Source organism: Nocardia carnea, from assembly GCF_029868325.1.
GTDB lineage: Bacteria > Actinomycetota > Actinomycetes > Mycobacteriales > Mycobacteriaceae > Nocardia > Nocardia carnea_C.
This window is the reverse complement of sequence record NZ_JARWNW010000051.1, coordinates 1-23,519: the sequence shown is the minus strand read 5'-3', so window position 1 is coordinate 23,519 and position 23,519 is coordinate 1. Positions and strand designations below refer to the sequence as shown.

Annotated in this window: 29 protein-coding genes; 9 read left to right on the top strand and 20 right to left on the bottom strand. The window is 67.0% G+C overall.

The genetic code is table 11. The features are described from left to right. Nucleotides 1-266: 266 nt before the first annotated feature. Both QH196_RS02685 and QH196_RS02680 read left to right on the top strand, forming a co-directional pair. On the top strand, nucleotides 267-968 hold the full coding sequence (locus QH196_RS02685; RefSeq protein WP_280414141.1) for a siderophore-interacting protein: 702 nt from the start codon (nucleotides 267-269) through the stop codon (nucleotides 966-968). A 51-nt stretch (nucleotides 969-1,019) separates the two neighbouring features. After that, nucleotides 1,020-1,967, top strand: a complete 948-nt coding sequence (locus QH196_RS02680) for an RluA family pseudouridine synthase (RefSeq protein WP_280414140.1) — start codon at nucleotides 1,020-1,022, stop codon at nucleotides 1,965-1,967. Nucleotides 1,968-2,246: 279 nt separating this feature from the next. Here the strand turns inward: QH196_RS02680 and QH196_RS02675 are convergent, their stop codons facing one another. After that, entirely contained in the window at nucleotides 2,247-3,779 is a 1,533-nt protein-coding gene (locus QH196_RS02675) for an alpha/beta hydrolase (RefSeq protein WP_280414139.1), read from the bottom strand. A gap of 166 nt (nucleotides 3,780-3,945) precedes the next feature. Here QH196_RS02675 and QH196_RS02670 point away from each other — a divergent pair, with 166 nt between their 5' ends. Continuing rightward, the gene (locus tag QH196_RS02670; RefSeq protein ID WP_280414138.1) at nucleotides 3,946-4,689 is read left to right on the top strand and encodes a CPBP family intramembrane glutamic endopeptidase; all 744 of its coding nucleotides are present in this window, start codon (nucleotides 3,946-3,948) and stop codon (nucleotides 4,687-4,689) included. 278 nt (nucleotides 4,690-4,967) lie between these two features. On the opposite strand, the gene QH196_RS02665 is transcribed toward QH196_RS02670, so the two are convergent. The 3 genes from QH196_RS02665 to QH196_RS02655 form a co-directional block, all read right to left on the bottom strand. Further along, nucleotides 4,968-5,558 (bottom strand): hypothetical protein, encoded by a 591-nt coding sequence (locus QH196_RS02665; RefSeq protein ID WP_280414137.1) that lies wholly within the window; start codon nucleotides 5,556-5,558, stop codon nucleotides 4,968-4,970. Nucleotides 5,559-5,774: 216 nt separating this feature from the next. Next, the gene (locus QH196_RS02660) at nucleotides 5,775-6,266 is read right to left on the bottom strand and encodes an NUDIX hydrolase (protein ID WP_280414136.1); all 492 of its coding nucleotides are present in this window, start codon (nucleotides 6,264-6,266) and stop codon (nucleotides 5,775-5,777) included. Between the two features lie 12 nt (nucleotides 6,267-6,278). After that, on the bottom strand, nucleotides 6,279-7,400 hold the full coding sequence (locus tag QH196_RS02655; RefSeq protein WP_280414135.1) for an NADH:flavin oxidoreductase: 1,122 nt from the start codon (nucleotides 7,398-7,400) through the stop codon (nucleotides 6,279-6,281). A 120-nt stretch (nucleotides 7,401-7,520) separates the two neighbouring features. Between QH196_RS02655 and QH196_RS02650 the strand changes: the two genes are divergently transcribed. Beyond that, nucleotides 7,521-7,877 carry a winged helix-turn-helix transcriptional regulator gene (locus tag QH196_RS02650; protein ID WP_280414134.1) on the top strand — a complete coding sequence of 119 codons (357 nt, stop codon included), beginning with the start codon at nucleotides 7,521-7,523 and terminating at the stop codon, nucleotides 7,875-7,877. A gap of 44 nt (nucleotides 7,878-7,921) precedes the next feature. Further along, nucleotides 7,922-8,332 (top strand): type II toxin-antitoxin system VapC family toxin, encoded by a 411-nt coding sequence (locus tag QH196_RS02645; RefSeq protein ID WP_348538040.1) that lies wholly within the window; start codon nucleotides 7,922-7,924, stop codon nucleotides 8,330-8,332. A gap of 104 nt (nucleotides 8,333-8,436) precedes the next feature. Here the strand turns inward: QH196_RS02645 and rpsQ are convergent, their stop codons facing one another. The 11 genes from rpsQ to rpsJ are packed head-to-tail and all read right to left on the bottom strand — an operon-like array spanning nucleotide 8,437 to nucleotide 13,682. Next, complete coding sequence (gene rpsQ / locus QH196_RS02640) at nucleotides 8,437-8,709, bottom strand: 30S ribosomal protein S17 (protein ID WP_195055382.1); 273 nt, start codon at nucleotides 8,707-8,709, stop codon at nucleotides 8,437-8,439. Beyond that, entirely contained in the window at nucleotides 8,706-8,945 is a 240-nt protein-coding gene (gene rpmC / locus QH196_RS02635; protein ID WP_033244240.1) for a 50S ribosomal protein L29, read from the bottom strand. Before rpmC ends, rpsQ begins: the two co-directional genes overlap by 4 nt. Continuing rightward, nucleotides 8,945-9,361: a 50S ribosomal protein L16 gene (gene rplP, locus QH196_RS02630; RefSeq protein ID WP_280414132.1), complete on the bottom strand. Its 417-nt coding sequence runs from the start codon at nucleotides 9,359-9,361 to the stop codon at nucleotides 8,945-8,947. The genes rpmC and rplP overlap by 1 nt, the downstream gene beginning before the upstream one ends. A 3-nt stretch (nucleotides 9,362-9,364) precedes the next feature. Beyond that, a complete protein-coding gene (gene rpsC, locus QH196_RS02625; RefSeq protein WP_280414131.1) occupies nucleotides 9,365-10,162 on the bottom strand; it encodes a 30S ribosomal protein S3 in 798 nt (265 codons plus the stop codon). Continuing rightward, nucleotides 10,163-10,561 carry a 50S ribosomal protein L22 gene (rplV, locus tag QH196_RS02620; RefSeq protein ID WP_033244237.1) on the bottom strand — a complete coding sequence of 133 codons (399 nt, stop codon included), beginning with the start codon at nucleotides 10,559-10,561 and terminating at the stop codon, nucleotides 10,163-10,165. Continuing rightward, the gene (rpsS, locus tag QH196_RS02615; protein WP_030522695.1) at nucleotides 10,558-10,839 is read right to left on the bottom strand and encodes a 30S ribosomal protein S19; all 282 of its coding nucleotides are present in this window, start codon (nucleotides 10,837-10,839) and stop codon (nucleotides 10,558-10,560) included. Before rpsS ends, rplV begins: the two co-directional genes overlap by 4 nt. A gap of 14 nt (nucleotides 10,840-10,853) precedes the next feature. Then, nucleotides 10,854-11,690, bottom strand: coding sequence for a 50S ribosomal protein L2 (rplB, locus tag QH196_RS02610; RefSeq protein ID WP_033244236.1), 837 nt, complete (start codon nucleotides 11,688-11,690; stop codon nucleotides 10,854-10,856). Between the two features lie 33 nt (nucleotides 11,691-11,723). Further along, complete coding sequence (gene rplW / locus QH196_RS02605; RefSeq protein WP_019045018.1) at nucleotides 11,724-12,029, bottom strand: 50S ribosomal protein L23; 306 nt, start codon at nucleotides 12,027-12,029, stop codon at nucleotides 11,724-11,726. Continuing rightward, on the bottom strand, nucleotides 12,026-12,700 hold the full coding sequence (gene rplD, locus QH196_RS02600; protein ID WP_280414130.1) for a 50S ribosomal protein L4: 675 nt from the start codon (nucleotides 12,698-12,700) through the stop codon (nucleotides 12,026-12,028). Before rplD ends, rplW begins: the two co-directional genes overlap by 4 nt. Beyond that, nucleotides 12,697-13,362, bottom strand: coding sequence for a 50S ribosomal protein L3 (gene rplC, locus QH196_RS02595; protein ID WP_280397798.1), 666 nt, complete (start codon nucleotides 13,360-13,362; stop codon nucleotides 12,697-12,699). Before rplC ends, rplD begins: the two co-directional genes overlap by 4 nt. A gap of 14 nt (nucleotides 13,363-13,376) precedes the next feature. Then, nucleotides 13,377-13,682, bottom strand: a complete 306-nt coding sequence (rpsJ, locus tag QH196_RS02590) for a 30S ribosomal protein S10 (protein WP_003938093.1) — start codon at nucleotides 13,680-13,682, stop codon at nucleotides 13,377-13,379. 536 nt (nucleotides 13,683-14,218) lie between these two features. On the opposite strand from rpsJ, the gene QH196_RS02585 reads away from it, so the two are divergent. After that, nucleotides 14,219-14,698 (top strand): hotdog fold domain-containing protein, encoded by a 480-nt coding sequence (locus QH196_RS02585; protein ID WP_280414129.1) that lies wholly within the window; start codon nucleotides 14,219-14,221, stop codon nucleotides 14,696-14,698. Between the two features lie 44 nt (nucleotides 14,699-14,742). After that, nucleotides 14,743-15,930: a lycopene cyclase family protein gene (locus QH196_RS02580; RefSeq protein ID WP_432279421.1), complete on the top strand. Its 1,188-nt coding sequence runs from the start codon at nucleotides 14,743-14,745 to the stop codon at nucleotides 15,928-15,930. Between the two features lie 291 nt (nucleotides 15,931-16,221). Here the strand turns inward: QH196_RS02580 and QH196_RS02575 are convergent, their stop codons facing one another. From QH196_RS02575 to QH196_RS02565, 3 genes are read right to left on the bottom strand one after another with little or no spacing between them, the layout of a single operon-like run. After that, nucleotides 16,222-17,088, bottom strand: a complete 867-nt coding sequence (locus tag QH196_RS02575; RefSeq protein ID WP_280414127.1) for an ABC transporter permease — start codon at nucleotides 17,086-17,088, stop codon at nucleotides 16,222-16,224. Next, nucleotides 17,085-17,897: an ABC transporter permease gene (locus tag QH196_RS02570; RefSeq protein ID WP_280414126.1), complete on the bottom strand. Its 813-nt coding sequence runs from the start codon at nucleotides 17,895-17,897 to the stop codon at nucleotides 17,085-17,087. Before QH196_RS02570 ends, QH196_RS02575 begins: the two co-directional genes overlap by 4 nt. After that, nucleotides 17,894-18,883 (bottom strand): ATP-binding cassette domain-containing protein, encoded by a 990-nt coding sequence (locus QH196_RS02565; protein WP_280414154.1) that lies wholly within the window; start codon nucleotides 18,881-18,883, stop codon nucleotides 17,894-17,896. Before QH196_RS02565 ends, QH196_RS02570 begins: the two co-directional genes overlap by 4 nt. 415 nt (nucleotides 18,884-19,298) lie before the next feature. On the opposite strand from QH196_RS02565, the gene QH196_RS02560 reads away from it, so the two are divergent. Further along, nucleotides 19,299-20,816 carry an aldehyde dehydrogenase family protein gene (locus QH196_RS02560; RefSeq protein ID WP_280414125.1) on the top strand — a complete coding sequence of 506 codons (1,518 nt, stop codon included), beginning with the start codon at nucleotides 19,299-19,301 and terminating at the stop codon, nucleotides 20,814-20,816. Between the two features lie 34 nt (nucleotides 20,817-20,850). Here the strand turns inward: QH196_RS02560 and QH196_RS02555 are convergent, their stop codons facing one another. Continuing rightward, nucleotides 20,851-22,086 (bottom strand): TetR/AcrR family transcriptional regulator, encoded by a 1,236-nt coding sequence (locus QH196_RS02555; RefSeq protein ID WP_280414124.1) that lies wholly within the window; start codon nucleotides 22,084-22,086, stop codon nucleotides 20,851-20,853. Between the two features lie 134 nt (nucleotides 22,087-22,220). Here QH196_RS02555 and QH196_RS02550 point away from each other — a divergent pair, with 134 nt between their 5' ends. Then, nucleotides 22,221-23,030: an enoyl-CoA hydratase-related protein gene (locus QH196_RS02550; RefSeq protein ID WP_280414123.1), complete on the top strand. Its 810-nt coding sequence runs from the start codon at nucleotides 22,221-22,223 to the stop codon at nucleotides 23,028-23,030. A 157-nt stretch (nucleotides 23,031-23,187) separates the two neighbouring features. Here the strand turns inward: QH196_RS02550 and QH196_RS02545 are convergent. Continuing rightward, nucleotides 23,188-23,519, bottom strand: a 332-nt coding sequence (locus QH196_RS02545) for a hypothetical protein (RefSeq protein ID WP_280414122.1), incomplete at its 5' end; no start/stop codon positions are given.

Sequence of the window (23,519 nt, the reverse complement as noted above, 5' to 3'; positions counted from 1 at the left end):
ACCGCTCCCGCTTCACTGCTCGGCACGGTCACCACCGAACCCTGACACCATATTGCGCTTAGGCTTACCTTACATTGCGAGAGCGGTATTCTCCATATCGGCATTCCGCATTTTCAACTCACAATTCGCTTAGGCTAAGCTAACAGCCCTGCCGGTGTCGTGCGAACAGGATCCCACCGGATTCACGCAAGTGGACGAATCCACCAGCCGCCAAGGAGTCTCGACAAACCCCGACACGCCCGCGAAGTTAGGTTAAGCTAACCTATATGGGCAGAGGCAGTAATGGCGTAATCATGAAGGTGTGGCGGGCCGACGACTACCGGCTGACGGTCACCTCCACCGAGCGGATCACCGACAAATACATCCGCATCGGCTTCACTGCCGGGGGTCTGCTGAACGACCATCCGGTCCACCCCACCCAGTTCATCCGGCTGTGGATCCCGGACGCCGAAACCGACAAACTCCACCACCGCGGCTACACCCTGATCGACCAGGATCCCGAGAACGACCACTTCTACATCGAATTCGCCGTCCACACCGGCCCGGCCGGTGCCTGGGCCGAGCGGGCACAAATCGGCGAGGTCATCGAAACCTCCGTGCTCGGCTCCCACTTCGAGCTACCCGCCGTCACCCCGGGCGAATACCTGATCTTCGGCGACAGCGCCTCATTACCCGCGGTGAACACCCTGCTCGAAGCCATCGGCGACACCCCGGCGCGGGTGTGGCTGGAATGGCAGTACGAATCGGACCCCACCCTGCCCGTGCGCAACAAACCGCACCACACGGTGACCTGGCTCCAGCGCATCGACGACGGCCGCGCCATCCGCGAGGCGGCCGAAGGACTCACCGTCGCCCAGGATGCGTTCGCCTGGGTCGCCTGCGATACCGCCACCACCCGCGCCGTAGTGAAAACCTTGCGCGCCACGCTGCCGAAGAACCGGATCAAAGCCCAGGGCTACTGGAAGTAACCGGCCGGTCCGCATCGCAGCCGCCCAGGTCGCGCCGACTATGCTGCGACGATGCGACGAAGGCAGCAGCCCCCGCTGCCGAAGCGGTACGGACTGGACCCGGCCCGGCTACGGCTCCCCGAAGACGGTGACTGGCCGAGCCTGCGCGCACATCTGATCCACCGGCTGCCCCGCGTCGAACCGGCACGGATCGACGAAATGTTGCGGGCCGGCGAAATCGTCGACCTGGACGGCCCGCTCGGCCTCGACTCCCCGTATGTCCCCGGCGGTGCGGTCTGGTTCCATCGCGACCTCCCTGCCGAACACCCGGTCCCGTTCGATATCCCGATCGTCTACCGCGACGACACCATCCTGGTCGCCGATAAACCCCATTTCCTGGCCACCATCCCCCGCGGCAGCCATATCCTGCAGACCGCCCTGGTCAAGCTGCGCCGCGAACTCGACCTGCCCGACCTGATTCCCGCGCACCGGCTCGACCGCGCGACCGCCGGGCTGGTGCTGTTCGTGATCGATCCGGCAGCCCGCGGCGCCTACCAGACGATGTTTCAGCGGCAACACGTCCGCAAGGAATACGAGGCTGTGGCCGGATTGCGGCCCGACCTGGATTTCCCGGTCGAATTGGTAAGCCGAATCATCAAGGAGAAACATATCCTCGCGGCCCAGGAGGTGCCGGGCCCGCCGAACGCACGCACCCGCATCGAACTCGTCGAACAGCGCGGTGAGCTCGGCCGCTACCGGCTGTATCCGGCGACCGGGCGCACCCATCAGCTGCGCCTGCATATGAATTCGCTGGGTATCCCCATTCTCGGCGACGATTTCTACCCGGTGATCACCGATAAACAGCTCGACGACTATCGCCGCCCGCTCCAGCTACTGGCCGCGACCCTGGAGTTCACCGATCCCCGCACCGGCAAGCCCCGTCGATTCGAAACCACACGGTCACTACAGGCCTGGACCGACCCCGACGGCTGGGCAGCCGGACCGCCGGCGGCAGAGTGAACGGCAGGCGTATCGCCCGCGGTCCGAGGAAAAGCGGGCATCCTCCCGGATAGCCGCGGCGACCGGCCACTGCCGGGTTGTCTCCGCCGTCGCGCTGTCCGGCGGGGGAGTCCGCGATCGCTGCGGGCCCGTACCTTTCCAAAGGCTGCCTGTCACTTCGGAGGCTCGCCCGCTCGCGCCATGGGCGTCTACATCGCGGCGTGGGCCGATCCTGTGGCACTCCGGGTTCGGGCCCACTCCGCAGGTCGACTCAGGCCGCCCCGGTGAGCCGGTCTCAGGTCATCGAACCGGCTGATTCGGGGTGCAGGTGATATCTGTGGCAGGTAGCTGCCCGGTGCCGAGATAGCCGTTGATCGCATTGTTCACGCAGCTGCTGAGCCCGGGCCGGAAGGTGAGGTGGATGCGGACATCGCGCAGCGTCACCAGCCGTGACTCACTGAGGTGCCGGTGCAGCTGAACCGCCTCCCCATAGGGAGTACGTGGATCACCGGTCGCCTGGACGATCAGTACCGGCACATCGTTGCGCACCACGGTCGCCGGCTCCACGGGCGGCGGCCAGAACGCGCACGGCTGAATATTGTTCGCCAGCGCCCCGAACAGCGGCTGGGTGGCGCGGGTGGCTTCGATATTGCGCCGGTACCACTGCGGGTCGTCCGGGGCGTCGGCGTCCCCGCAGGCGACGAACATCAGTTCCGAGTTCTCGCCGGTGAACAGCGCCTCGAGCAGGTCTGCGAGCCCGGATTCGGCCGAACTCTGCGTATCCCCCGCGGTGGCGGCGGCGATATCGCGCACCGTCGCGGCCAGTGTTTCGTTCACCTGATAGCTGCGCAGCAGGTTGTGCAGGATGAAGGGGAAGATATGGTCGTCGATCGCGTAGCCGTCGACCATGATCGGCTCCCGGGCCGTCCGCTGATACAGCCCGTCCACCGTCGCGCGGACCTCCGGCGCGGTCGCCCCGAGACGGTAGGTGGTGTTGCGGGCCGCGGCCCAGCGGGCCCAATCATCGAAGGCGAGCTCGTCGGCCGGGCCCCAATCCTGGACGAGGCCGGTCCAGTAGCGGTCCGGGTCGATCGCGCTGTCGAGCACCATCCGGTCGCTGCGCTGCGGGAACATCTCGGTGAACACCGCACCCAGATACGTCCCGTAAGACAATCCGAAGTAGTTGATCTTCTCCTCCCCCAGCACGGCGCGAATCAGATCCATATCGCGCGCCGTATTACGAGTCGTGAGATGACGCAGCTTCTCGGTATCGCCGTCCAGGCAGGCCGCGGCCAGCTCACCGGCGAACAACACTTCTTCGTCGAAACCGGCAGGCGTCGGCCCGGCCGACCGAACCGCTTCCGAGACCGGCCAGCCGCAGGGCGGCGCGGGATCGGAAGCACCGATACCGCGCGGGTCCATGCCGATCAGGTCGTACTGTGCGAGCACATCAGGGCTCAGCACATCCCCCAGCAGCGCCGGGCTGTCCAACCCCGCCGCACCCGGGCCGCCCGGGTTCGACATCAGGATTCCGCGCCGCCGATCCGGGTCGGTGGCCGGCACCCGGGAGATCACCACGGTCAGGGTGCGGCCGTCGGGGTCGGAGTAGTCGAGCGGGACCACCACATCCGCGCATTCGACACCGGGAGTATCGACCGACGGCGTATCGCACAACTCCCACTCCAGCTCCTGGCTGTAATACGGAAACCGCATCCCATCACCGGCCAATACCGGCGCCACGGCCACCAGCACGATCACCGCGAGCAGCCACCCCACCACCCGCCACCGGGCACGGCCGGAACGCCGCTCGGCGTCGGTATCGCCGCTCGACATCACAACCCACTTTCCCCGGAAACAGCTGGTTGTACCACTGGGCAGATCGAGTTCGCGGCCTTGCCGCGCCGCATATGCTAATCGAGCTCCCGGGGTCCCGCCGGGTGAACGCGGTCGCCCGGCACGTCCCTGCGAGTGCCTCCGGCCGATCCGTACACTGGGCCGAATGCTCCACCCGGTTCCCGAGAAAACGGCTGCTCCGCGGCACAAAATCCACGCTTACATCGATGTCGCGGTCGTGGTGGTGGTACTCGTCTGCACCAACCTGATCGCCCACTTCACCACGGCGTGGGCCAATATCGTCAGCGTCCCGGTCGCCGCCCTCGTGCTGCTGGCGCTGATGCGGCGCCGGGGCATGCACTGGTCGGAGCTCGGCCTGTCCCCACGGCATTGGCGCACCGGAACCAAATACGCTCTCGCCGCGGTCGGGGTGGTGCTGGCCGCGGTCGCCATCGGCGCCGCCCTCCCCCTGACCCGGCCGTTCTTCCTCGCCGACCGTTACGCCACGATCTCCGGCGCGCTCATCGCCTCGATGATCGTCATCCCCCTGCAAACCGTGATCCCGGAAGAACTCGCCTTCCGCGGAGTACTGCACGGCACACTCGACCGGCTATGGGGCGCCCGCGGTGTCTTCGCCGCCGGTTCACTACTGTTCGGCCTCTGGCATATCGCCTCGTCCTTCGGCCTCACCACCGGTAACCGCGGCCTGTCCGGTGTGCTCGGCGGCGGCCTGCTCGGCCAGCTCGCCGGAATCCTGCTGGCCGTAGCCGCCACCGCGGCCGCCGCAGTCGTATTCACCTGGCTCCGCCACCGCAGCGGCAGCCTACTGGCCCCCATCGCGTTGCACTGGGCAGTGAACGGCGCCGGTGCACTCACCGCCGCCTTCCTCTGGCATACGACCTTGGCCTGAACTGCGCAACTCCGGACCGCAGCTGACCGTCGATGACGGCGGGACCGCGTGCGGTACTTCGGTCGCGCCGGGCCGGACGCCGGTCGGGACCCGCGGCGGGCTTCCGATACCTGCTCCTGCACGGTCGGCAACTGCGTCGAATGCATCGGGAATCCGCGCAGCGGGCCGGGAAGCCCAGTACTCGCTCCCACGGCAGGGCGGCTACGTCCGCACCTGGCCGTCGAAAGCGACGCTCGATACCGCAGGCGTCCGATCGCCGCCGGACAGGTCGATGGGTGTCAGCAGTGCTCGCAGATACCGGTGGCGGGCAGCTGGATGAAACAGCTCTTGCACACGACCGTCCGCGATTCGGTTTTCGGCGGGGCCGGCCGGGTCGCGACAGCTCCACTGGAACGCTTGGCCGGCCCGCCCCGCGAAATCAGCGGCGGAGTGCCACCGTCGGCGGGAACATCGGCACCGTGCGCGGCATAGCAGGCCCAGCGGGCATACGCGGCGTGGGTTTCGATATCGGCCGGCACCGGCAGCGCGGCCAACTCCAGCACATACTTGTAGCTGTCGCTCACCTTCAGATTCCGCTTCACGCACAGCGCCGTCAGCGGCGGCTCCCCCGCGTTGTGGCAGCGCCGGGCCACCTTCCGCAGAATCGCGTCCATCCAGGTGCGGGTCGGTGCGTCGGTACGCACCCCCGACATCTCCTGTACCCGCTCTGCCAGCTCCTGCACCGTGACGAAGTACCCGTACTCCGTCGCGGTCTCCGCCAGCACTTCATGAGCGGCCATAGCCCAGGCCACTGCGGCATCACGGAAGGCGACCGCCGTTCCGTCCTCGCTCCGCCAGGCCCCCGAAATCGTTGTCGCAGCGTCCCTCATAGCCCGTACACCGTAGCGCCACCCCTCCCCACTCGATCAACCGCCCTCCCCTATATCACATTTCACATTCCTCGACCGCCACGGCAACGGCCATCGCACGCATGACCGTCCTGTCCTGGACAGCCGGTGCCAGTGCGGCCGGCCCGCCGCTCTGTCCTCGCCGATATCGTCCGGAAGCAGGTCGACAGCCTTCGCTTCGCCTCGCGCGACTCCACCTCACGTTCGAGGCAATCCGTCCGAAACCCGCACCGGCTCACCGTGTTCCAGATAAACCGGCACCCTGCTCGACCTGGCGGCATGTGCTCGGCGGAGCCGGCGAACCAACCTCGGCACCACGAAATCACCGACTACGCCGATATCGACCCATTCCCACCGGTCCAGCTCGGCTGCCTGGAGAACGATCGAATCCGCGACCGCGCCGAGTTCGCCACCGTCGAACACATAGAGGATCTTGTCGCCTTCACCGGAACTCGGTGCCCAATCGTGCACCAACAGCCTCCCGGGCGCCCGGTCGATCCCGAGTTCCTCCCGAACCTCACGACGACACGCCATACTCGGCGCCTCGCCCGGCTCCAGATAACCCCCGGGGATATCCCAGCCGTTCCCGTAGGTCTTGTGCACCAGGAGTATGTCGTCATCCCGGACGAACAGCGCACCGGCCGCCAGCCGCGCTCGTGCGGGACCCGCCGCTTCGTCGATGGTCGCCACCCGGCTATCGGATCACACAGCGGTCGCCATGACGCGAGCGTTCCAGGATTTCTGGCTTGCCAGCGTCACATCGGGAGTCAGCAACGCACGATCGAAGTCCGCGGGACGCTCACCCGCGGCGATCACCTGCGGCCAATCCGGATTCGCCAGTGCGCCCCGGCCGAGCGTCACCACGTCCGCATGGCCCTCGTCGAGCACCGTCCGCGCCAGTTCCGGCGCGTGCATACCACCGTTCGCCAGAATCGGAAGGCCGGTGACGTTCCTGGCCAGTCGCGTGATCGTTTCGCCGGTATCCAAGGTGGCGGTCTCATACCAGTCCCGCCCCTCGCTGGCGAGGTGCAGGTAATCGATTCCCGCGGCAGCGACCGCCCGGAAAATCGTCTCGGCTTCCGCCGCCCCGGACCAGCGGTAACCGAAATCGTTCACCTTGGTCTGCGAGAGCCGCAACCCGATGGGGAACCCGGCTCCCACCGCCGCCCGTACAGCCTCGACCACCTCTACTGCGAACCGCACACGCCCGGCAGCGTCACCGCCGTATTCGTCGTCACGCAGATTGGTGTATTCGGTCAGGAACTGATCGATCAGGTACCCGTTGGCACCGTGGATCTCCACCGCATCGAATCCGGCCGCCCGAGCCTGCCCGGCCGCGAACGCGAACCCCTGGACGAGATCACCGATCTCCGCCCGGGAGGCCGCATCGGGCAACGCGAACGGACCTTCGCCACCGTAGGCCGACATCTTGGCCCCCTTCGGCGGCACTGCGGACGGCGCGATCGTCCGTTCGCTGTGCCGGTTGCCCTGAACAAGCGCTCCGGCGTGCATCAACTGCAGCGCGATACTTCCGCCCGCTGCGTGCACGGCCTCGACCACCCGGCGCCAGCCCTCGACTTGTTCTGCGGTCACGATCCCGGGCTGATCGGGATATGCCTGACTGAATCGCTCATCGGTGTAAGTGCCCTCGGTGATGACCAGCCCGAATCCACCCGCGGCGAACCGCGCGTAGTACTCGGCCATGGCCGCCGTGGGCACCCCGTCGCCCGCGGTACTGACCCGCGACATCGGGGCCACCGCGGCTCGGTTGCGAAGCCGCAGATCGCCGACTCGTGCAGGGGAAAGGACGGGATGGACAGTCACGGGAATCTCCTCGTACACACTGGGCAACTGGTTCGGGACCAGATTCCGCGCTACCGGCAATCCCTACAAGTACGGTCTTTTATGTGTCGTAGGCACATTCGGTATACCAATGGAGGTCATATGCATGCCGAGCGAACCCACATGATCGAGAACACACCGGATTACTGCACCATCGAAGCCGCAATGGAAGTGGTCGGCGGCAAATGGAAGATGGCCATCGTCAACCACCTCTTCGACGGCACCATGCGCTTCGGCGAACTACGCCGCGCCATGCCCACCATCACCCAGCGCATGCTCACCCGCCAACTCCGCGAACTCGAAGCCGACGGGGTGATCCGCCGCACCGTCTACGCCGAGGTGCCACCGAAGGTGGAATACGACCTCACCGAGATCGGCGAGAACCTGCGACCGGTGGCCGGACTACTCGAATCCTGGGGTGAGCAGTATCGGCGAAGCACCGCTCCAACCGCCCGATAGCAACGATGAGGTGGCGGTATACCACCAAGAGGCACCTGTAGCATTTGTGTAGCAAGCACGTAGCAGTTGGGCTGGTCTCAGATGTCAGTCGCTTGATCCCCGAAGAACTTCCCGACGAGATTTCGGTCAGCACGATCACCATGGCCGAACTCGCGGCGGGACCGCACTACACCGACGACCCGTTCGAACGCGCCGAACGCATCGAAAGACTCCAGAATGCCGAAGCGCACTTCGATCCGCTCCCCTTCGACACGGCAGCCGGCCGCCGCTACGGACACCTGGTGGCCGCCAGCCTACAAGCAGGGCGCAATCCTAGGCCGCGCCGAATCGACCTGATGATCGCCGCGATCGCCTCGGCCCACCGCATCCCGCTCTACACGGTGAACCCGAAAGACTTCAGCGCGCTCGACGGCCTCGTCACAGTGGTCCCGGTGACTCATCCCGACGACCGGTGAAGGCTGGGACCGGAATCAATCGAACACCGAGCACGACGAAGGCCCGCCTCCCGGAATGGGAAGCGGGCCTTACGTTTATCGACTCGACAGCCGAGAAGAGGACCTTACTTGGCCTTCTCCAGGACCTCGACCAGCCGCCACCGCTTGGTGGCCGACGTGGGCCGGGTCTCCATCAGCTGCACGCGGTCGCCGACACCGGCGACCTCGTTCTCGTCGTGCGCCTTCACCTTGGAGGTGGTGCGGATGATCTTGCCGTAGAGAGCATGCCGGTTACGGTCTTCCAGCTCCACGACGATCGTCTTGTTCATCTTGTCGGAGACAACGTAACCGACCCGAACCTTGCGGCGGCCGCGCTGCTCCTGCTCTTTCTCGCTCATGCCGCATCTCCCTTGTCAGCGGGTCCGGTGGCCAAACCGAGCTCACGCTCACGCATGACCGTGTAGATACGCGCGATCTCGTGACGCACCACACGCAGCCGGCGATTATTGGTCAACTGACCCGTCGCCATCTGGAAGCGCAGGTTGAACAGCTCTTCCTTCGAGTCACGCAGGCGCTGAACGAGCTCGTCCTCGGTCAGCTCGCGGAGCTCTGCGGCCGGAGTACCGGTAGCCATCAGAACTGCTCCTCCCTCGTCACGATCCTGCACTTCATCGGGAGCTTGTGCATCGCGCGGCGCAGGGCCTCACGAGCGATCTCCTCGTTGGGGTAACTCATCTCGAACATCACGCGACCGGGCTTGACGTTCGCGACCCACCACTCCGGCGAACCCTTACCGGAACCCATACGGGTTTCGGCCGGCTTCTTGGTGAGCGGGCGATCCGGGTAGATGTTGATCCAGATCTTGCCGCCACGCTTGATGTGGCGGGTCATCGCGATACGCGCGGACTCGATCTGCCGGTTGGTCACGTACGCCGGCTCCAGAGCCTGGATGCCGAACTCACCGAACGCCACCGAGGTGCCGCCCTTGGAGAGACCGCTGCGGCTCGGGTGATGCTGCTTACGGAACTTGACCTTGCGGGGCATCAGCATGGGTCAGCCCTCCTGCTTTTCTGCCGGGGGCTCGGCCACCGCGGTAGCGGCGCGCCCGGCCTCGGTGCTGGTCGCAGTGGTGCCGGAGGAACCGGAACGACGCGGGCGGCTCGGCCGCTCCCGGCGCGGACGATCGCCGGCCGGGGCGCTGGTGGCGGGCAGCTCACGCTTGCCGCCGACGATATCGCCCTTGTAGATCCAGACCTTGACACCGATCCGACCGAAGGTGGTCTTGGCCTCGTACAGGCCGTAATCGATATCGGCACGCAGGGTGTGCAGCGGGACGCGGCCTTCGCGATAGAACTCCGAGCGCGACATTTCGGCGCCACCGAGGCGGCCCGAGCACTGCACGCGGATGCCCTTGACGTTCGGCGAACGCATGGCCGACTGGATGGCCTTACGCATCGCGCGACGGAACGCCACACGGTTCGACAGCTGTTCGGCGACACCCTGAGCAACCAGCTGCGCATCCGATTCGGGGTTCTTGACCTCGAGGATGTTCAGCTGGACCTGCTTCTTGGTGAGCTTCTCCAGCGCGGCGCGGATCCGGTCGGCCTCGGCGCCACGGCGACCGATGACGATACCGGGGCGCGCGGTGTGGATATCGACGCGAACCCGGTCCCGGGTGCGCTCGATCTCCACCTTGGAGATGCCGGCCCGCTCCATGCCGGTGCTCAGCAGCTTGCGGATGGCGACGTCTTCCTTGACGTAGTCCGAGTACTGCTTATCGGCGTACCAACGGGACTTCCAGTCGGTGGTGATACCGAGGCGGAAGCCGTGGGGGTTGATCTTCTGTCCCATTTACTTTGCCCCTCCCTTCCGGCGGCCACGAGTGCCACCGGCAGTGGGGACGCTCTCGACCTCGATGGTGATGTGGCTGGTGCGCTTGCGGATCCGGAACGCCCGGCCCTGGGCCCGCGGCTGGAACCGTTTCATGGTCGCGCCCTCGTCGACGTAGGCCGTCGAGATGACCAGGGTGTCCGGGTTGAGGCCGAGGTTGTTCTCGGCGTTGGCCGCGGCGCTGGCCACGACTTTCGCAACCGGGGTGCTGGCGGCCTGCGGGGCGAACCGCAGCAGGTCGAGCGCATCGGAGACGCGCTTGCCGCGGACCAGGTCCACGACCCGGCGAGCCTTCATCGGGGTCACGCGCACGTGCTTGGCGGTCGCGCGCGCAGTCGGATTCTGCGTTTCTGTGCTCATCGCCGCTTGCTCTTCCGATCTTCTTTCACGTGGCTACGGAACGTCCTCGTCGGCGCGAACTCACCGAGCTTGTGCCCGACCATGTTCTCCGAGACGAACACCGGCACGTGCTTACGGCCGTCGTGGACGGCGAAGGTGTGACCGATGAAATCGGGGGTGATGGTCGAACGACGCGACCAGGTCTTGATGACCTGTTTGGTGCCCTTGTCGTTCTGCACGTCCACCTTCGCCTGGAGGTGGTCGTCGACGAACGGGCCCTTCTTGAGGCTGCGTGGCATTTCTTACCTCCTCCTTAGCGCTTCTTGCCGGTGCGACGGCGACGGACGATGAGCTTGTCGCTCGGACGGTTCGGCTTACGGGTGCGGCCTTCCGGCTGACCCCACGGCGAGACCGGGTGGCGACCACCGGAGGTCTTGCCTTCACCACCGCCGTGCGGGTGGTCGACCGGGTTCATGACGACACCACGGACCGTGGGACGGCGTCCCTTCCAGCGCATACGGCCGGCCTTGCCCCAGTTGATGTTCGACTGTTCGGCGTTGCCGACCTCGCCGACGGTGGCGCGGCAGCGCACGTCGACGCGGCGGATTTCACCGGAGGGCATACGCAGCGTGGCGTAGGGGCCTTCCTTACCCAGCAGCTGGATGCTGGCACCGGCCGAGCGGGCCATCTTGGCGCCGCCGCCGGGACGCAGCTCCACCGCGTGGATGGTGGTACCGGTGGGGATATTGCGCAGCGGCAGGTTGTTGCCGGGCTTGATATCCGCGGTCGGGCCGGACTCGATCTTGGTGCCCTGCACCACGCCCCGGGGGGCGATGATGTAGCGCTTCTCGCCGTCCAGGTAGTGCAGCAGCGCGATATTGGCGGTGCGGTTGGGGTCGTACTCGATATGAGCGACCTTGGCCGGTACACCGTCCTTGTCGTGCCGGCGGAAGTCGATCAGCCGGTAGGCACGCTTGTGACCGCCACCGCGATGGCGGGTGGTGATGCGGCCGTGGCCGTTACGGCCACCGCTCTTGGTCAGCGGGCGGACCAGCGACTTCTCGGGGGTCGACCGGGTGATCTCGGCGAAGTCCGAGACGGACGACCCGCGGCGGCCCGGGGTAGTCGGCTTGTACTTACGGATTGCCATGAGTTCTTCTCTGCTTTCTGGACTCCCAGGCGCTTACGCGACCGGGCCTCCGAAGATCTCGATGGGCTTGCTGTCGGCCGAGATGGTCACGAGCGCGCGCTTGGTGTCCTTGCGCTTGCCGTAACCGAAGCGGGTCCGCTTGCGCTTGCCCTGACGGTTGGCGGTGTTGACGCTGGTGACCTTCACCCCGAAGACCTTCTCGACCGCGATCTTGATCTGGGTCTTGTTGGAGTCCGGGTGGACCAGGAAGGTGTAGGTGCCTTCCTCGATCAGGCCGTAGGACTTCTCCGAGATGACCGGCGCCAGCAGGATGTCGCGCGGATCGGCGATGGTGCTCACTTGCTCTCCTCCTGTGCAGCCTCAGCCGGGCCGTGCACGAAGGCGTTGAGCGCCTCGACGGAGAACACGACTTCGTCGCTGTCCAGCACGTCGTAGGTGTTCAGCTGGTCCGGTGCGATGGTGTGCACGTATTCCAGGTTGCGGGCACTCTTCCAGGCGGTGACGTCCTCGCGGCCGACGACCAGGAGGAACTTCTTACGGTCCGAAAGCTCGGACAGGAAGGTCTTCGCGGTCTTGGTGGAGGGGTCCTGGCCTGCGACGAGCTCGCTGATCACGTGGATCCGCTCGCTGCGCGCCCGATCCGACAGCGCACCACGCAGGGCGGCCTGGATCATCTTCTTGGGGGTGCGCTGGCTGTAGTCGCGCGGCTTGGGGCCGTGCACGGTGCCACCGCCGGCGAACTGCGGGGCGCGGGTCGAACCCTGGCGGGCGCGGCCGGTGCCCTTCTGGCGGTACGGCTTCTTACCACCACCGCGGACCTCGCCGCGGGTCTTGGTGGAATGCGTGCCCTGGCGGGCGGCGGCCTGCTGGGCCACGACCACCTGGTGCATCAGCGCGATATTCGCGGTCACATCGAAGATCTCGGCGGGGAGATCGACGGTGCCGTTGGTTTTGCCACCGAGTTCCTTGACCGGCAGCGTCAGGTTGGCCTTCTTCTCGAGGCTGGTCATGCGTGCGCACCACCCTTCACGGCGCTCTTGACGATCACGACGCCGCCCTTGCGACCCGGGATCGCTCCCTTGATCAGCAGCAGGCCGTTCTCGGCGTCCACCTTGTGAACCGACAGGTTCTGCGTGGTGACGCGGTCGTTACCCATACGACCCGACATGCGCATGCCCTTGAACACGCGGCCGGGGGTGGCGCAGCCACCGATGGAACCCGGGCGGCGGTGCACGGCCTGTGCACCGTGGGAGGCGCCCTGGCCGCGGAAGCCGTGACGCTTCATGGTGCCGGCGAAGCCCTTGCCCTTGCTGGTGCCGGTGACGTCGACGTAGGTGCCCTCTTCGAACGCGTCGGCCGAGATCTCCTGGCCGACCTCGAAGGTGGACGCGTCCGCGACGCGGATCTCCGCGACGTGCCGGCGCGGCGTGACACCGGCCTTGGCGAACTGGCCGGATTCCGGCTTGTTCACCTTGCGGGGGTCGATGGCGCCGAAGGCGACCTGCACGGCGCTGTAGCCGTCGCGCTCGACGGTGCGGATCTGGGTGACCACGTTCGGTCCGGCCTTGACGACGGTGACCGGGACGACCCGGTTCTTGTCGTCGAACACCTGGGTCATGCCCAGTTTGGTGCCCAGGATGCCGGCCGCGGGCCTGCTCTTGTTGTCAGTCATATCGAGAGTCCCCGTCACTGGATATTGACGTCGACGCTGGCCGGCAGGTCGATGCGCATGAGGGCATCGACCGTCTTCGGCGTCGGGTCGAGGATGTCGATCAGCCGCTTGTGCGTACGCATCTCGAAGTGCTCGCGCGAGTCCTTGTACTTGTGCGGCGAACGGATGACGCAGTACACGTTCTTCTCGGTCGGCAACGGCACCGGCCCGACGACCCGGGCCCCGGTGCGGGTCACCGTTTCGACGATCTTGCGCGCAGACGCATCGATCGCCTCGTGGTCATAGGCCTTGAGCCTGATGCGGATCTTCTGTCCCGCCACGCTAAGTGTCCTTTTCTCCGCTTTCGTCCGTGATCCGGATACCGGCTAGGGCGTCCGTACCACCTTCATTTGCACAGCCCGAACACACGATGACGTCCCGTGCCCGATCGGTCAGGGCCCGGAGGAGGCAGCCTGCGTTATCACGCAGGGCCCCGATTGGGCACCAGACCAACACGGCGGAGACCACGACCAGGGAAAACCCAGTCCGTGCCGCTGTTCATCTGTCATGGTTCTCCGGTCCACGCGGTCGGGCGTGTCGCCTTCCCGCTCATTCCTCGGCCCCGGAAGAAAACTTCGATCGTGGCCTGCGGAACTTCGTCCCGGACGTACCCGCACCGCATACGGTGAGGTACTCGCTGGTTTTACTCACCCCGCCCAGCCGTGCCATTTCATGGAAACGACGGCGACCCGGGGCAAGGCAACCCGAACAGTATGCATGAGGCCCCCGAGGCGTTTCAAATCGGGGTCGGCCGAGGTCCGGCACTGCGACAGCCATACCGCCGAACCGCAATCTTACCGATGAGTAAGATAGCGGCATGTCGAACCTCACCGGTACCTACCGCGGCTGGCGCAAACTGCCGGACAATGCCGTCGGCCACGGCCTGTTCTCCCTGTCGATGGTGGCCCGCGTGCCGTATTTCGCCACGGTCCTGCCCCGGGTGATCCGGCTGGAACCCGGCCGGTGCGAGGTCAAGGCCCCGAAATGGTTCGGCGTCCACAACCACCTCGGCACCTTCCACGCCATCGCCGCCTGCAACCTGGCGGAGATCGCCATGGGCATGCTGAGCGAGGCGACGGTCCCCACCACCCACCGCTGGATCCCCAAGGCGATGCAGGTCCAGTACCTGACCAAAGCGACCACCGGCCTCCGCGCGGTGGCCGAGCTCACCGAGATCCCCGACTTCGCCGACATCACCGAAGGTCGCGACCTGACCGTCCCCGTATCCATCTACGACAAAACCGGCCGCGAGGTCGTGCACGCCGACATCACCACGTGGGTGACCCCCAAGAACTGACAAGGCAGTTGCTCTCCCCCGCCGGACGCCGTTGAATGCGTTACATGTCAGCCAGTACCGACAAATTCGATCTCTGCGTCGTCGGGCTGGGCCCGTCCGGCCGGGCTCTCGCCCACCGCGCCACCGTCGCCGGGCTGCGGGTGGCGGCCGTGGATCCGCGCCCCGACCGGCTGTGGCCGCCGACGTTCTCCTGCTGGATCGACGAACTACCGGAGTGGTTGCCGCACAGCGTGATCGCGAGCCGGATCCCGGCACCGGTCGTCTGGACCACTTCCGAGCTCCGGATCGAACGCCCCTACTGCGTGCTGTCGAAACCGCTGCTGCGGGACGCGCTGTCGCTGGACGACGCCCGGGTGTTCGCACAGCGCGCGACCCGGGTGGATGCGCACGAGGTGGAACTCGCCGACGGCACGGTGCTCCGCGCGGCGGTGGTGGTCGACTCCCGCGGTATGCCGGGGCCCGGTGACCGCCGTACGGCCAGCGCGCACGGGATCTTCGTCGCCGCCGAAACCGCCGAGCCGATGGTCCGCGAGGGCGAAGGGCTGCTGCTGGACTGGCGGCCGGAGAACGGCGCCGGACCCGACGAGCCGCCGTCGTTCCTGTACTCGGTGCCGCTCGGCGACGGCACTGTGATCTTCGAGGAGACCAGCCTCGGGTTGCGGGGCGGGATGCCGCAGCACGAACTGCGTAAACGCACCCTCAACCGGCTGGCCGCGCACGGTATCGAACTGACCGGGGAGGAGCCGAGCGAGGCCGCGCACTATCCGCTGGACACGCCGCCGCCGGCCAAGGGTGTCGGGCGGGTGGTGCCCTTCGGTTCCCGCGGCGGGATGATGCATCCGTGCACCGGCTACAGCGTGGCCGATTCGTTCGCGCTGGCCGATACCGCGGTCGCCGCGATCGGGCGCGGCGAGGATCCGATCGCCGCGTTGTGGCCGTGGCAGGCGCGCCTCACCTATTGGATGCGGATGCGCGGACTGTGGGGGCTGGGCAGGTTGACCACCGAGCAGTCCGTCGCCATGTTCGATTCCTTCTTCTCCGCTTCCCCGCGCGGCCAGCGGGCCCTGCTGTCGGCGCACGACGACTACGCCGTCCTGGGGGCGGTGCTGTTCAATACCGTCGCCCACACCTGGCCGTTCCGCTGGCGCTACGACCTCGTCGGCTGGACCAACCGCAACCGGTGGGTCGACTACCCCTTCGCCCCCGCGGTGCCGGCCGACAGCCGCAAGTAATCCCGAGCAGAACCGCCGACAGCCGGAGTAACCCCAGCGGGACCGACCAACTACTGGGAGTAACGCCGGCGCCGGCCGCGGCGGTAGTCCCGGCAGAGTCGGCGGTCCGCGGAGCCATCCGGCCGACCTGCCGGAATCAACGTCAACCGTGCGCACAGCAGCAGCCCCGAACCACCCTGCCGACGCCGGAAGCGGTCGCCGACGCGGCTGCCAGAAGTGTGCCCACGGGCTGGTCCGATGCTTTGTCCGCTCCGATGGCGGCCCGCAGTACTCGCCGCGGCGGCGAAGTACTCAGCCGCTGGTTTCCGAAGCCTTCCGGTAACCACGGACCGCCGGGTAGCCGAAGATCAGGATGACCCCGCCCACCCACAGCAGGGTGTCGATGAGCGGTTCGGCGACCGGGCCGCCGTAGGACAGCCCCTTCATCGCTTCGATGGCGCAACTCATCGGCTGGTTCTCCACGGTGGACTGCAGCCAGGTCGGGTAGGCCTCGATCAGCACGAAACCGGAGTTGAAGAACAGCAGCAGGTTGGTGAGCAGCCCGACCAGCTGCACCAGCAGAGGTCCTTCGGTGACGGTGGCGATCGCGGTGATGAACACCGCGAATCCGATACCGAACAGGATCGGGATCCCGATGAGCCCGAGCGCGGCCAACGGCCCTTGTTCGAACCGGAAACCGATACAGAAACCCACCGCGATCACGATCAGCGTGGTGACCAGCACCCGGATCGCCTCGGCCAGCAACCGGCCGGTGAGCCCGGCCGCACGATGGATCGGCATGGTCCAGAACCGGCCGAGGAGCCCGGTGGCCTTCTCGTTCTTGAAGCCGAGGGCACTCACCACGGCCCCGATCATCGCCGCGATCAGGGTGATCATCGGGACGGTGCCGTAGACGGCGGGTTTCCCGGAGAAACTCGAAATGGATTCGTCGAGGACGATCCAGAACATCAGCAGGGTCAGCGCCGGGTACACGATGGTCTGAATGGTGGTCGACGGATCGCGCAGCCAGGCGGTCAGCAGCCGTTTGCATTCGAGCCAGCTGTGGACGGCCCACGCCGCCGGCGAGTTCTCGGCGCGGGTGGCGACCTTCGGCAGGTCGATCGCGGCGGCCGTCGGCGCGAAACGTTCGCGGCCCGCGGGGGTATCGACAATGCTCATGCTCGCCTCACACTCGCCCAGACCGCGAACGGGACGAACAGCACCGCCCCGGCGATCAGCCAGATCAACCCGACCCGCAGCACCTCCCAGCTCACGCCGTCGCCCGCCATATCGCGCAGGGCATAGGCGAACTGGGTGATGGGTTGATTACGGACGAACGGCTGGACCCATTCGGGGAACTGGGTTTCCGGGACGAAACCGCAGGACATCATGCCGAAGATCAAGGTCGGCAGGGTCAGCGCCTGGCTCAGCGCCTGCGGGCTCTTGGTCAGGCTGCCCAGACCGTCGGCGCCGACGGCCAGCATGGTGCCGACAGCGAGCGCGAAGGCACAGAATCCGATGGTTTGGCCCCACCCGGCGGTGAATTCGAATCCGATGATGTGCCCGTAGATCAGCGCGGCGGTCAGCGAAACGACGGATCGGACGAGTCCGGCCGCGATCCGCGAGGTCAACGGCACCAGCAGGCCGATCGGCATGGTCTGCAACCGGGTGGTGAATCCGGTGCGCGCCTCGAAGGCCGCCAATTGCGCGTTCGACATCATGGTGAACGCCATGGTCTGCAGGACGACGATGGGCATGACGAACTGCGCGTAGTCGATGCCCTGGAACTGCATCACCAGGCGCAGCGGTAGATAGAAGCCGACGGTGAAGACGAGCGGCGTGAGGATCGCGCCGATCAACTCACCTTTGCTGATCATGGTCCAGACGATCCGGCCGGTGAGTGCCCGCCACTGCGCGAAGTACGAGACGTGCGTGCGCGGTAGTTCGGCGGCGAAGAGCCCGGTGCGGTCGAGGGCGGGCGCGCTCATATGGGCTCACCCGGCCGCTCGGTGCCGGTGTGGCCGGTGATGGACAGGAAGACATCGTCGAGGGAGGGGCGCCGCAGCCCGATATCGGCGAGCCTGATCTCGGCGGCATCCAGTCGGCGCAATGCTTCGGCGAGTGTTGCGGCGCCCTCCGGCGCAGGAATGGACAGCCGTTCGGAACCGTCGAGATCGGCGGCGACCGCGGACGGGACGAGATCCCCCAGGGCGGCGGCGGCGCGACGTACCTCGGCGGGATCCAGCGGCACGATTTCGCAGTAGCTGCCGCCCGTCTTCTCCTTGAGCTCGTCGGCAGTGCCTTCGGCGATCACCGTGCCTTTGTCGATCACGATGATGTTGTCCGACAGCACATCGGCTTCTTCCAGGTACTGGGTGGTCAGCAGAACGGTGATGCCCTGTTCCTTCAGCGCGTTCACCAGCTCCCAGACGCCCTGCCGGCTGCGCGGGTCGAGACCGGTGGTCGGTTCGTCGAGGAATACCACTTCCGGCCGGACCACCAGCCCGCAGGCGATATCCACCCGGCGTCGCATCCCACCGGAATACTGGTGCACCGGGCGGCGGCCGGCGGCGACGAGATCGAATTCGGCGAGCAGGGTATCCGCGCGTTTGCGCGCCGCCGATTTGCTCAGGCCCATCAACCGGCCGAACAGTTCGAGGTTCTCCCGGCCCGACAGGTTCAGGTCCAGGGCCGCGTACTGGCCGGTCATCATGATCGAACGGCGCACCGCCGCCGGATCCCGCCGGACATCGTGACCGGCTACGATCGCTTGTCCGGCGTCCGGCCGCAGCAGGGTCGAGAGGATTTTGACGGTGGTGGTCTTACCGGCACCGTTGGGGCCGAGGATGCCGAGTACGGTGCCCCGCTCGGCGGTGAAGCTCACCCCCCGCAGCGCGTGGACCTCACCGAACGATTTGGTGATTCCGTCGACTTCGACCGTCGCCGCACCAGCGGTCGCGCCGGGGCCGGGCATCCGGGGGGCCGTCCCGTTTGCCTCCGTGGGCGGATTGTCCGGCCGGGCCACGGCGCTCTCGGCCGGCTCGGCGGACGCACCATCCGGCGCGGCCGGAGAGACAACGTTGCGGGCGGCTGTCCCGGCATCATTCGAACTCGGCATCAACTCTCCACTATCGGCCGGATGGGGCGGTGGGGCGGACCGGCGCATCGGTATCCCGCTGGATGATCCCCGGCGCCGGTCGCGATGTTACCGATCGCCGTTTCGGCAGCCCGGTCGCCGCCGGTACCCCGAAACCACATCCGGACCAACTGTGCGTTTGGTCACAGCAGCGTTTGGGCTGACTATCACGCCTGGTCGGCGGTGCATTGACAGCGCACGGGCAGTGCACGTGCCTTGTCGGCGTGGCCGCCACCACCATAATCTGACGTGCATGGCCGATACCGCGCAGCCCGAGGTGGCGGCGCGTTCGGGAGGATCCGGCCGACCGAGCGTGCTCACCTCCTACGATCCCCGCACCGGAGAGATCGTCGGCAACTACAACATCGCCGGGCCGGGCGAACTCCAACGTGCCGTATCCGACGCCCGCGCGGCCGAGAGCTGGTGGTCGACAGCGGGTTTCGGCCCACGCAAACGACTGCTTCTGGAGTGGAAACGCGTTATCGCTCGCCGCGCAGCACAATTGGTGGAGATTCTGCGCGAGGAAACCGGTAAACCCGAGGCCGATGCCGCGATCGAGGTGATGCTCGCGGTGGAGAACCTCGACTGGGCCGCGCGCAACGCGGGCCGGGTACTGGGCCGGCGCACACTGGCGTCGAATTGGCTCACCCGCAACCAGCACGCGTCGGTCGGCTATCTGCCGCTGGGCGTGGTGGGCGTGCTGGGCCCCTGGCAGAACCCGGTTTTCACGCCGATGGGGTCCATCGCGTATGCCATGGCCGCCGGTAACGCTGTGGTTTTCAAACCCCATGAACTCACCAGCGGTACCGGTTTGTGGCTGGCTTCGACCTGGCGGGAGGTCGCGCCGGACAAACCGGTGCTGACGGCGGTCACCGGCGACGATTCCACCGCTGCCGCGCTGTGCCGCGCCGGTGTCGACAAGATCGCCTACGCAGGTCCCGAGGCGCCGGGCCGGGAGGTGATCTCACTGTGCGCACAGACCATGACCCCGGTCGTGGTGGAGAACTCCGGCAAAGGCGCCATGATCGTGCACGTCGACGCGAAAATCGAGGATGCCGCCGAGGCGGCGGTGTTCGGCGCCATGGCCAATGCGGGCCAGAACGCGACCGGGGTCCAGCGCGCCTATGTCGCGGCGTCGATATACGACCAGTTCCTCGATCTGGTCGTGGACCGGGCGCGGGCGCTGCGTCCCGGCGCCGACCGCCGGTCGTCCTACGGCCCGATGATTCTGGAATCGCAGACCGAGGTGGTGCGTAAACAGGTCCGCGACGCCCTCGCCCGGGGCGGCCGAGCGGTCGTCGGCGGCCTGGATTCGATTCGGGAGCCCTACGTCGAACCCATCGTCCTGGCCGATGTCCCGGAGGAGAGCATCGCCATCACCGAGGAGGGCATCGGCCCGGTCCTCATCGTGAACAAGGTGCGCGATCTCGACGATGCCGTGAGCCGGATCAACGATGCCGGTCGCGGTATCGCGGTCTCGGTGTTCACCCGCGATATCGCCGGGGTCGAAATCTATGCCGAACGATTGCGGGCGGGCGTGGTCACGGTCAATACCGCCACCACCTACGCGAGTATCCCGGCGCTACCGTTCGGCGGTGTGGGCGAGTACGGGCAGGGCCACAGCCACGGCGATCTGGGCCTGCGCGAATTCAGCCGGACCCTGTCCATCGCCCGGAACCGCTACGGAGAAGCGCTGGGACTGTCCAGCTTCTACCGGAACGCCCGGCGACTGCGCTTCGCACGCGCCGTTTTCCGGTTCCGGCACGGATGAGCGCCCGCCCTCCGGGGCCGGACGCCGGTACGGTTCAGCGTGATTGCGAACCGAGCAGCGTAGCCATCATCAGAGCGTGCAACCTGGCCATCTGCTGCGGGCGGGAATCGAAGCGGATCAACCGGCCCACATCGATCACCTGACCGATCGCGGAATGCACCCGGAAGCGCGCCTCGGTCGGGTCGTCGTCGAGCAGGTTCGCCCATTCGTGCACGTTCTGCCGCTGGATCGCGCGCAGTTTGTGCTGTTCGGCCTGCGGCAGGTTCGGAAATTCCGCGTAGTACACCGGCATGATCTCCGGCATGGCGAAACTGAGCCGCACATACCGGTCGGCGATCTTGTTCACCGCGTCCGCGCGACCACTGGCCTCCGCCAGCGCTTCGGTGATCGCGAACGCCAGCCGGTCGCCGGTGCGGTGGAACGCCGCGGCCAGCAGATCGGATTTACTGCTGAAGTACCGGTAGACACTGGAGGCATTGATACCGACGGCGGCGCCGATCTCCTCGATACTGGCCTCGTGATAGCCGCGGCGGCCGAAGATCCGGATCGCCTCGGTGAGCAACTGTTCCCGTTTGGAGGTCACCGGTAGACCGCGCGGCTGCGGATCCGCTTCACCGGGACCGGGTGCGGGTGGGAGTTCGGTACGCACGATCGCCCACGCCATATCACACAGCAGCGGCAGCAGTTTGGCGCTGGACAGGGCGGTGCGATGCGCCGAGATACTGCCGATCACACTGAGCACCGCGGCCGCCAGCAATGCGACGTCCTCCGGTGGCGCATCCGGTCGCAACTTCTCGATCGGCCCGGCGAAGGTCCGGTTGATCTCGTTGTAGAGGGTACGGATCCGGGCGCGGTCGGGCTGCTCCAGGTAGCGGCCTTCCCAGCGGTACAGGCCGGCCTCGCGGCGGATCTCGATGGTGTGTTCGGCCACCGCGCGGATCAGGGCGTCCAGATGCTGTTCCGGGGTCGCGCCGGGTTCGCCCGCCCCACGCGCGGCGTCCAGAAGTTGCCGGGCACCTTCTTCGGCCGCGGCCACCAGCAGCGCGTATTTATTGGCGAAATGGCGGTACAGCGCCGGACCGGAGATCCCCACCTCGGCCGCGATCTCGTCCACGCCGACCGGGTAATAGCCGCGCTCGCTGAACGCGCGGGCTGCCGCGCGCATGATCTGCACCTTGCGGTCCTTGGGGCGCCGCCGCCCGCCCTGGCCGTTGCCACGGTCGGCCGGACGAATGCGCACCGGGTCCACCCGGCTGCTCTCCGCGACCATGCATTCTCCGTTCGCCTCGGCGGCGCCGCCGGTGTTGACAGCGCCCGACAAGTCAACCTAAGTTAACCACAATTCGCAATGTTAACCGGTATTCGCCAGCCGGTCGGCACCGGACAGCACCCGATGGAGCACAGATGGTCAACACAGATTCCCCCACCACACAGCCGGCGGGTTTCTCCGCGGTGCACGACGGCCGGGTGCTGCGGGTGACGCTCACCAAACCCAAACGCAAGAACGCCCTCGACTACGACAGCCTGGTCGCCCTCGGCGATACCTTCCTCGCCGCGGCCCAGGACACATCCGTCCGGGTCGTGGTGCTCACCGGCGAGGGTAGCGATTTCTGCACCGGCGCCGATCTGGCCGCCAGCGCCGAAGAAGGTGCCCGCGGAGTCACCCCGGAAATGGTGATGGATGCGGCGAACCGCCTCGTCCGCGCCATTGTGGATATGCCGGTCCCCGTGATCTCCCGGATCCGCGGCGCGGCCGCCGGTGTCGGTGTCGGTATCGCACTGGCCGCCGACCTGGTCTACGCCGAAGCCGACTCCTACCTGCTGCTGGCCTTCATCAATATCGGCCTGATGCCCGACGGCGGCGCCGCGGCCCTGGTCGCCGCGGCCGCAGGCCGTCCACTGGCGGCGCGCCTGGCACTGCTCGGCGAACGCCTCCCCGCTCCCGCCGCCCGGGCCGAGGGACTGTTCACCGATGTCCTGGCCACCACCGAGGAACTCGACGCCGCCGTCGAGGCCGCCGCCGAGAAGATCGGCCACGGCCCGCGCCGGGCGCTGGAACTCACCAAGAAGGCCCTCAATCGCGCCACACTGGCCGCGTTGGACACCGCACTGGCCGACGAGAAGGCCGGACAGGTGGAACTGCTGCAATCGCCCGATTTCTTCGAAGGCGCCGCCGCCATGCTCGGCAAACGCAAAGCGGTCTTCGCGGAGTAGGTGCCGCCTTGGACGACAGCAACGGCCCGGTCGATTCGACCGGGCCGTTGTTTCGTTGCGGAAGTACCAGTGCCGACGGATAGCACCGCAGGAGGCTGTGGGGGTCCGACTACCCGCCGAGTCCGGTGCCCAGGACTGGACGCCGGTTGGTCAGCAGTCACCGTAGAGAGCAGGCGGCAGCGGACGCACCGCCTGCCCGCCCGGGACCGCAGGTGCCGATGTCGCGCGGTTCCGGGAGCCGGCCGGTGAGCGGTGTCGCGCCTGCGCCCGGATCCGGGGCATCCCCACGGGTCCGCGGCCCGATCTCCGGGTGACGCCTGTTCGCACCGGAACCGACGGCCACCCGACCCCGGCTGATCATCTTGTCCGTACCGGGACCGACGGCCACCCGATCCCGGCTGATCATCTTGTCCGTACCGGGACCGACGGCCACCCGATCCCGGCTGATCATCTTGTCCGTACCGGGACCGACGGCCACCCGATCCCGGC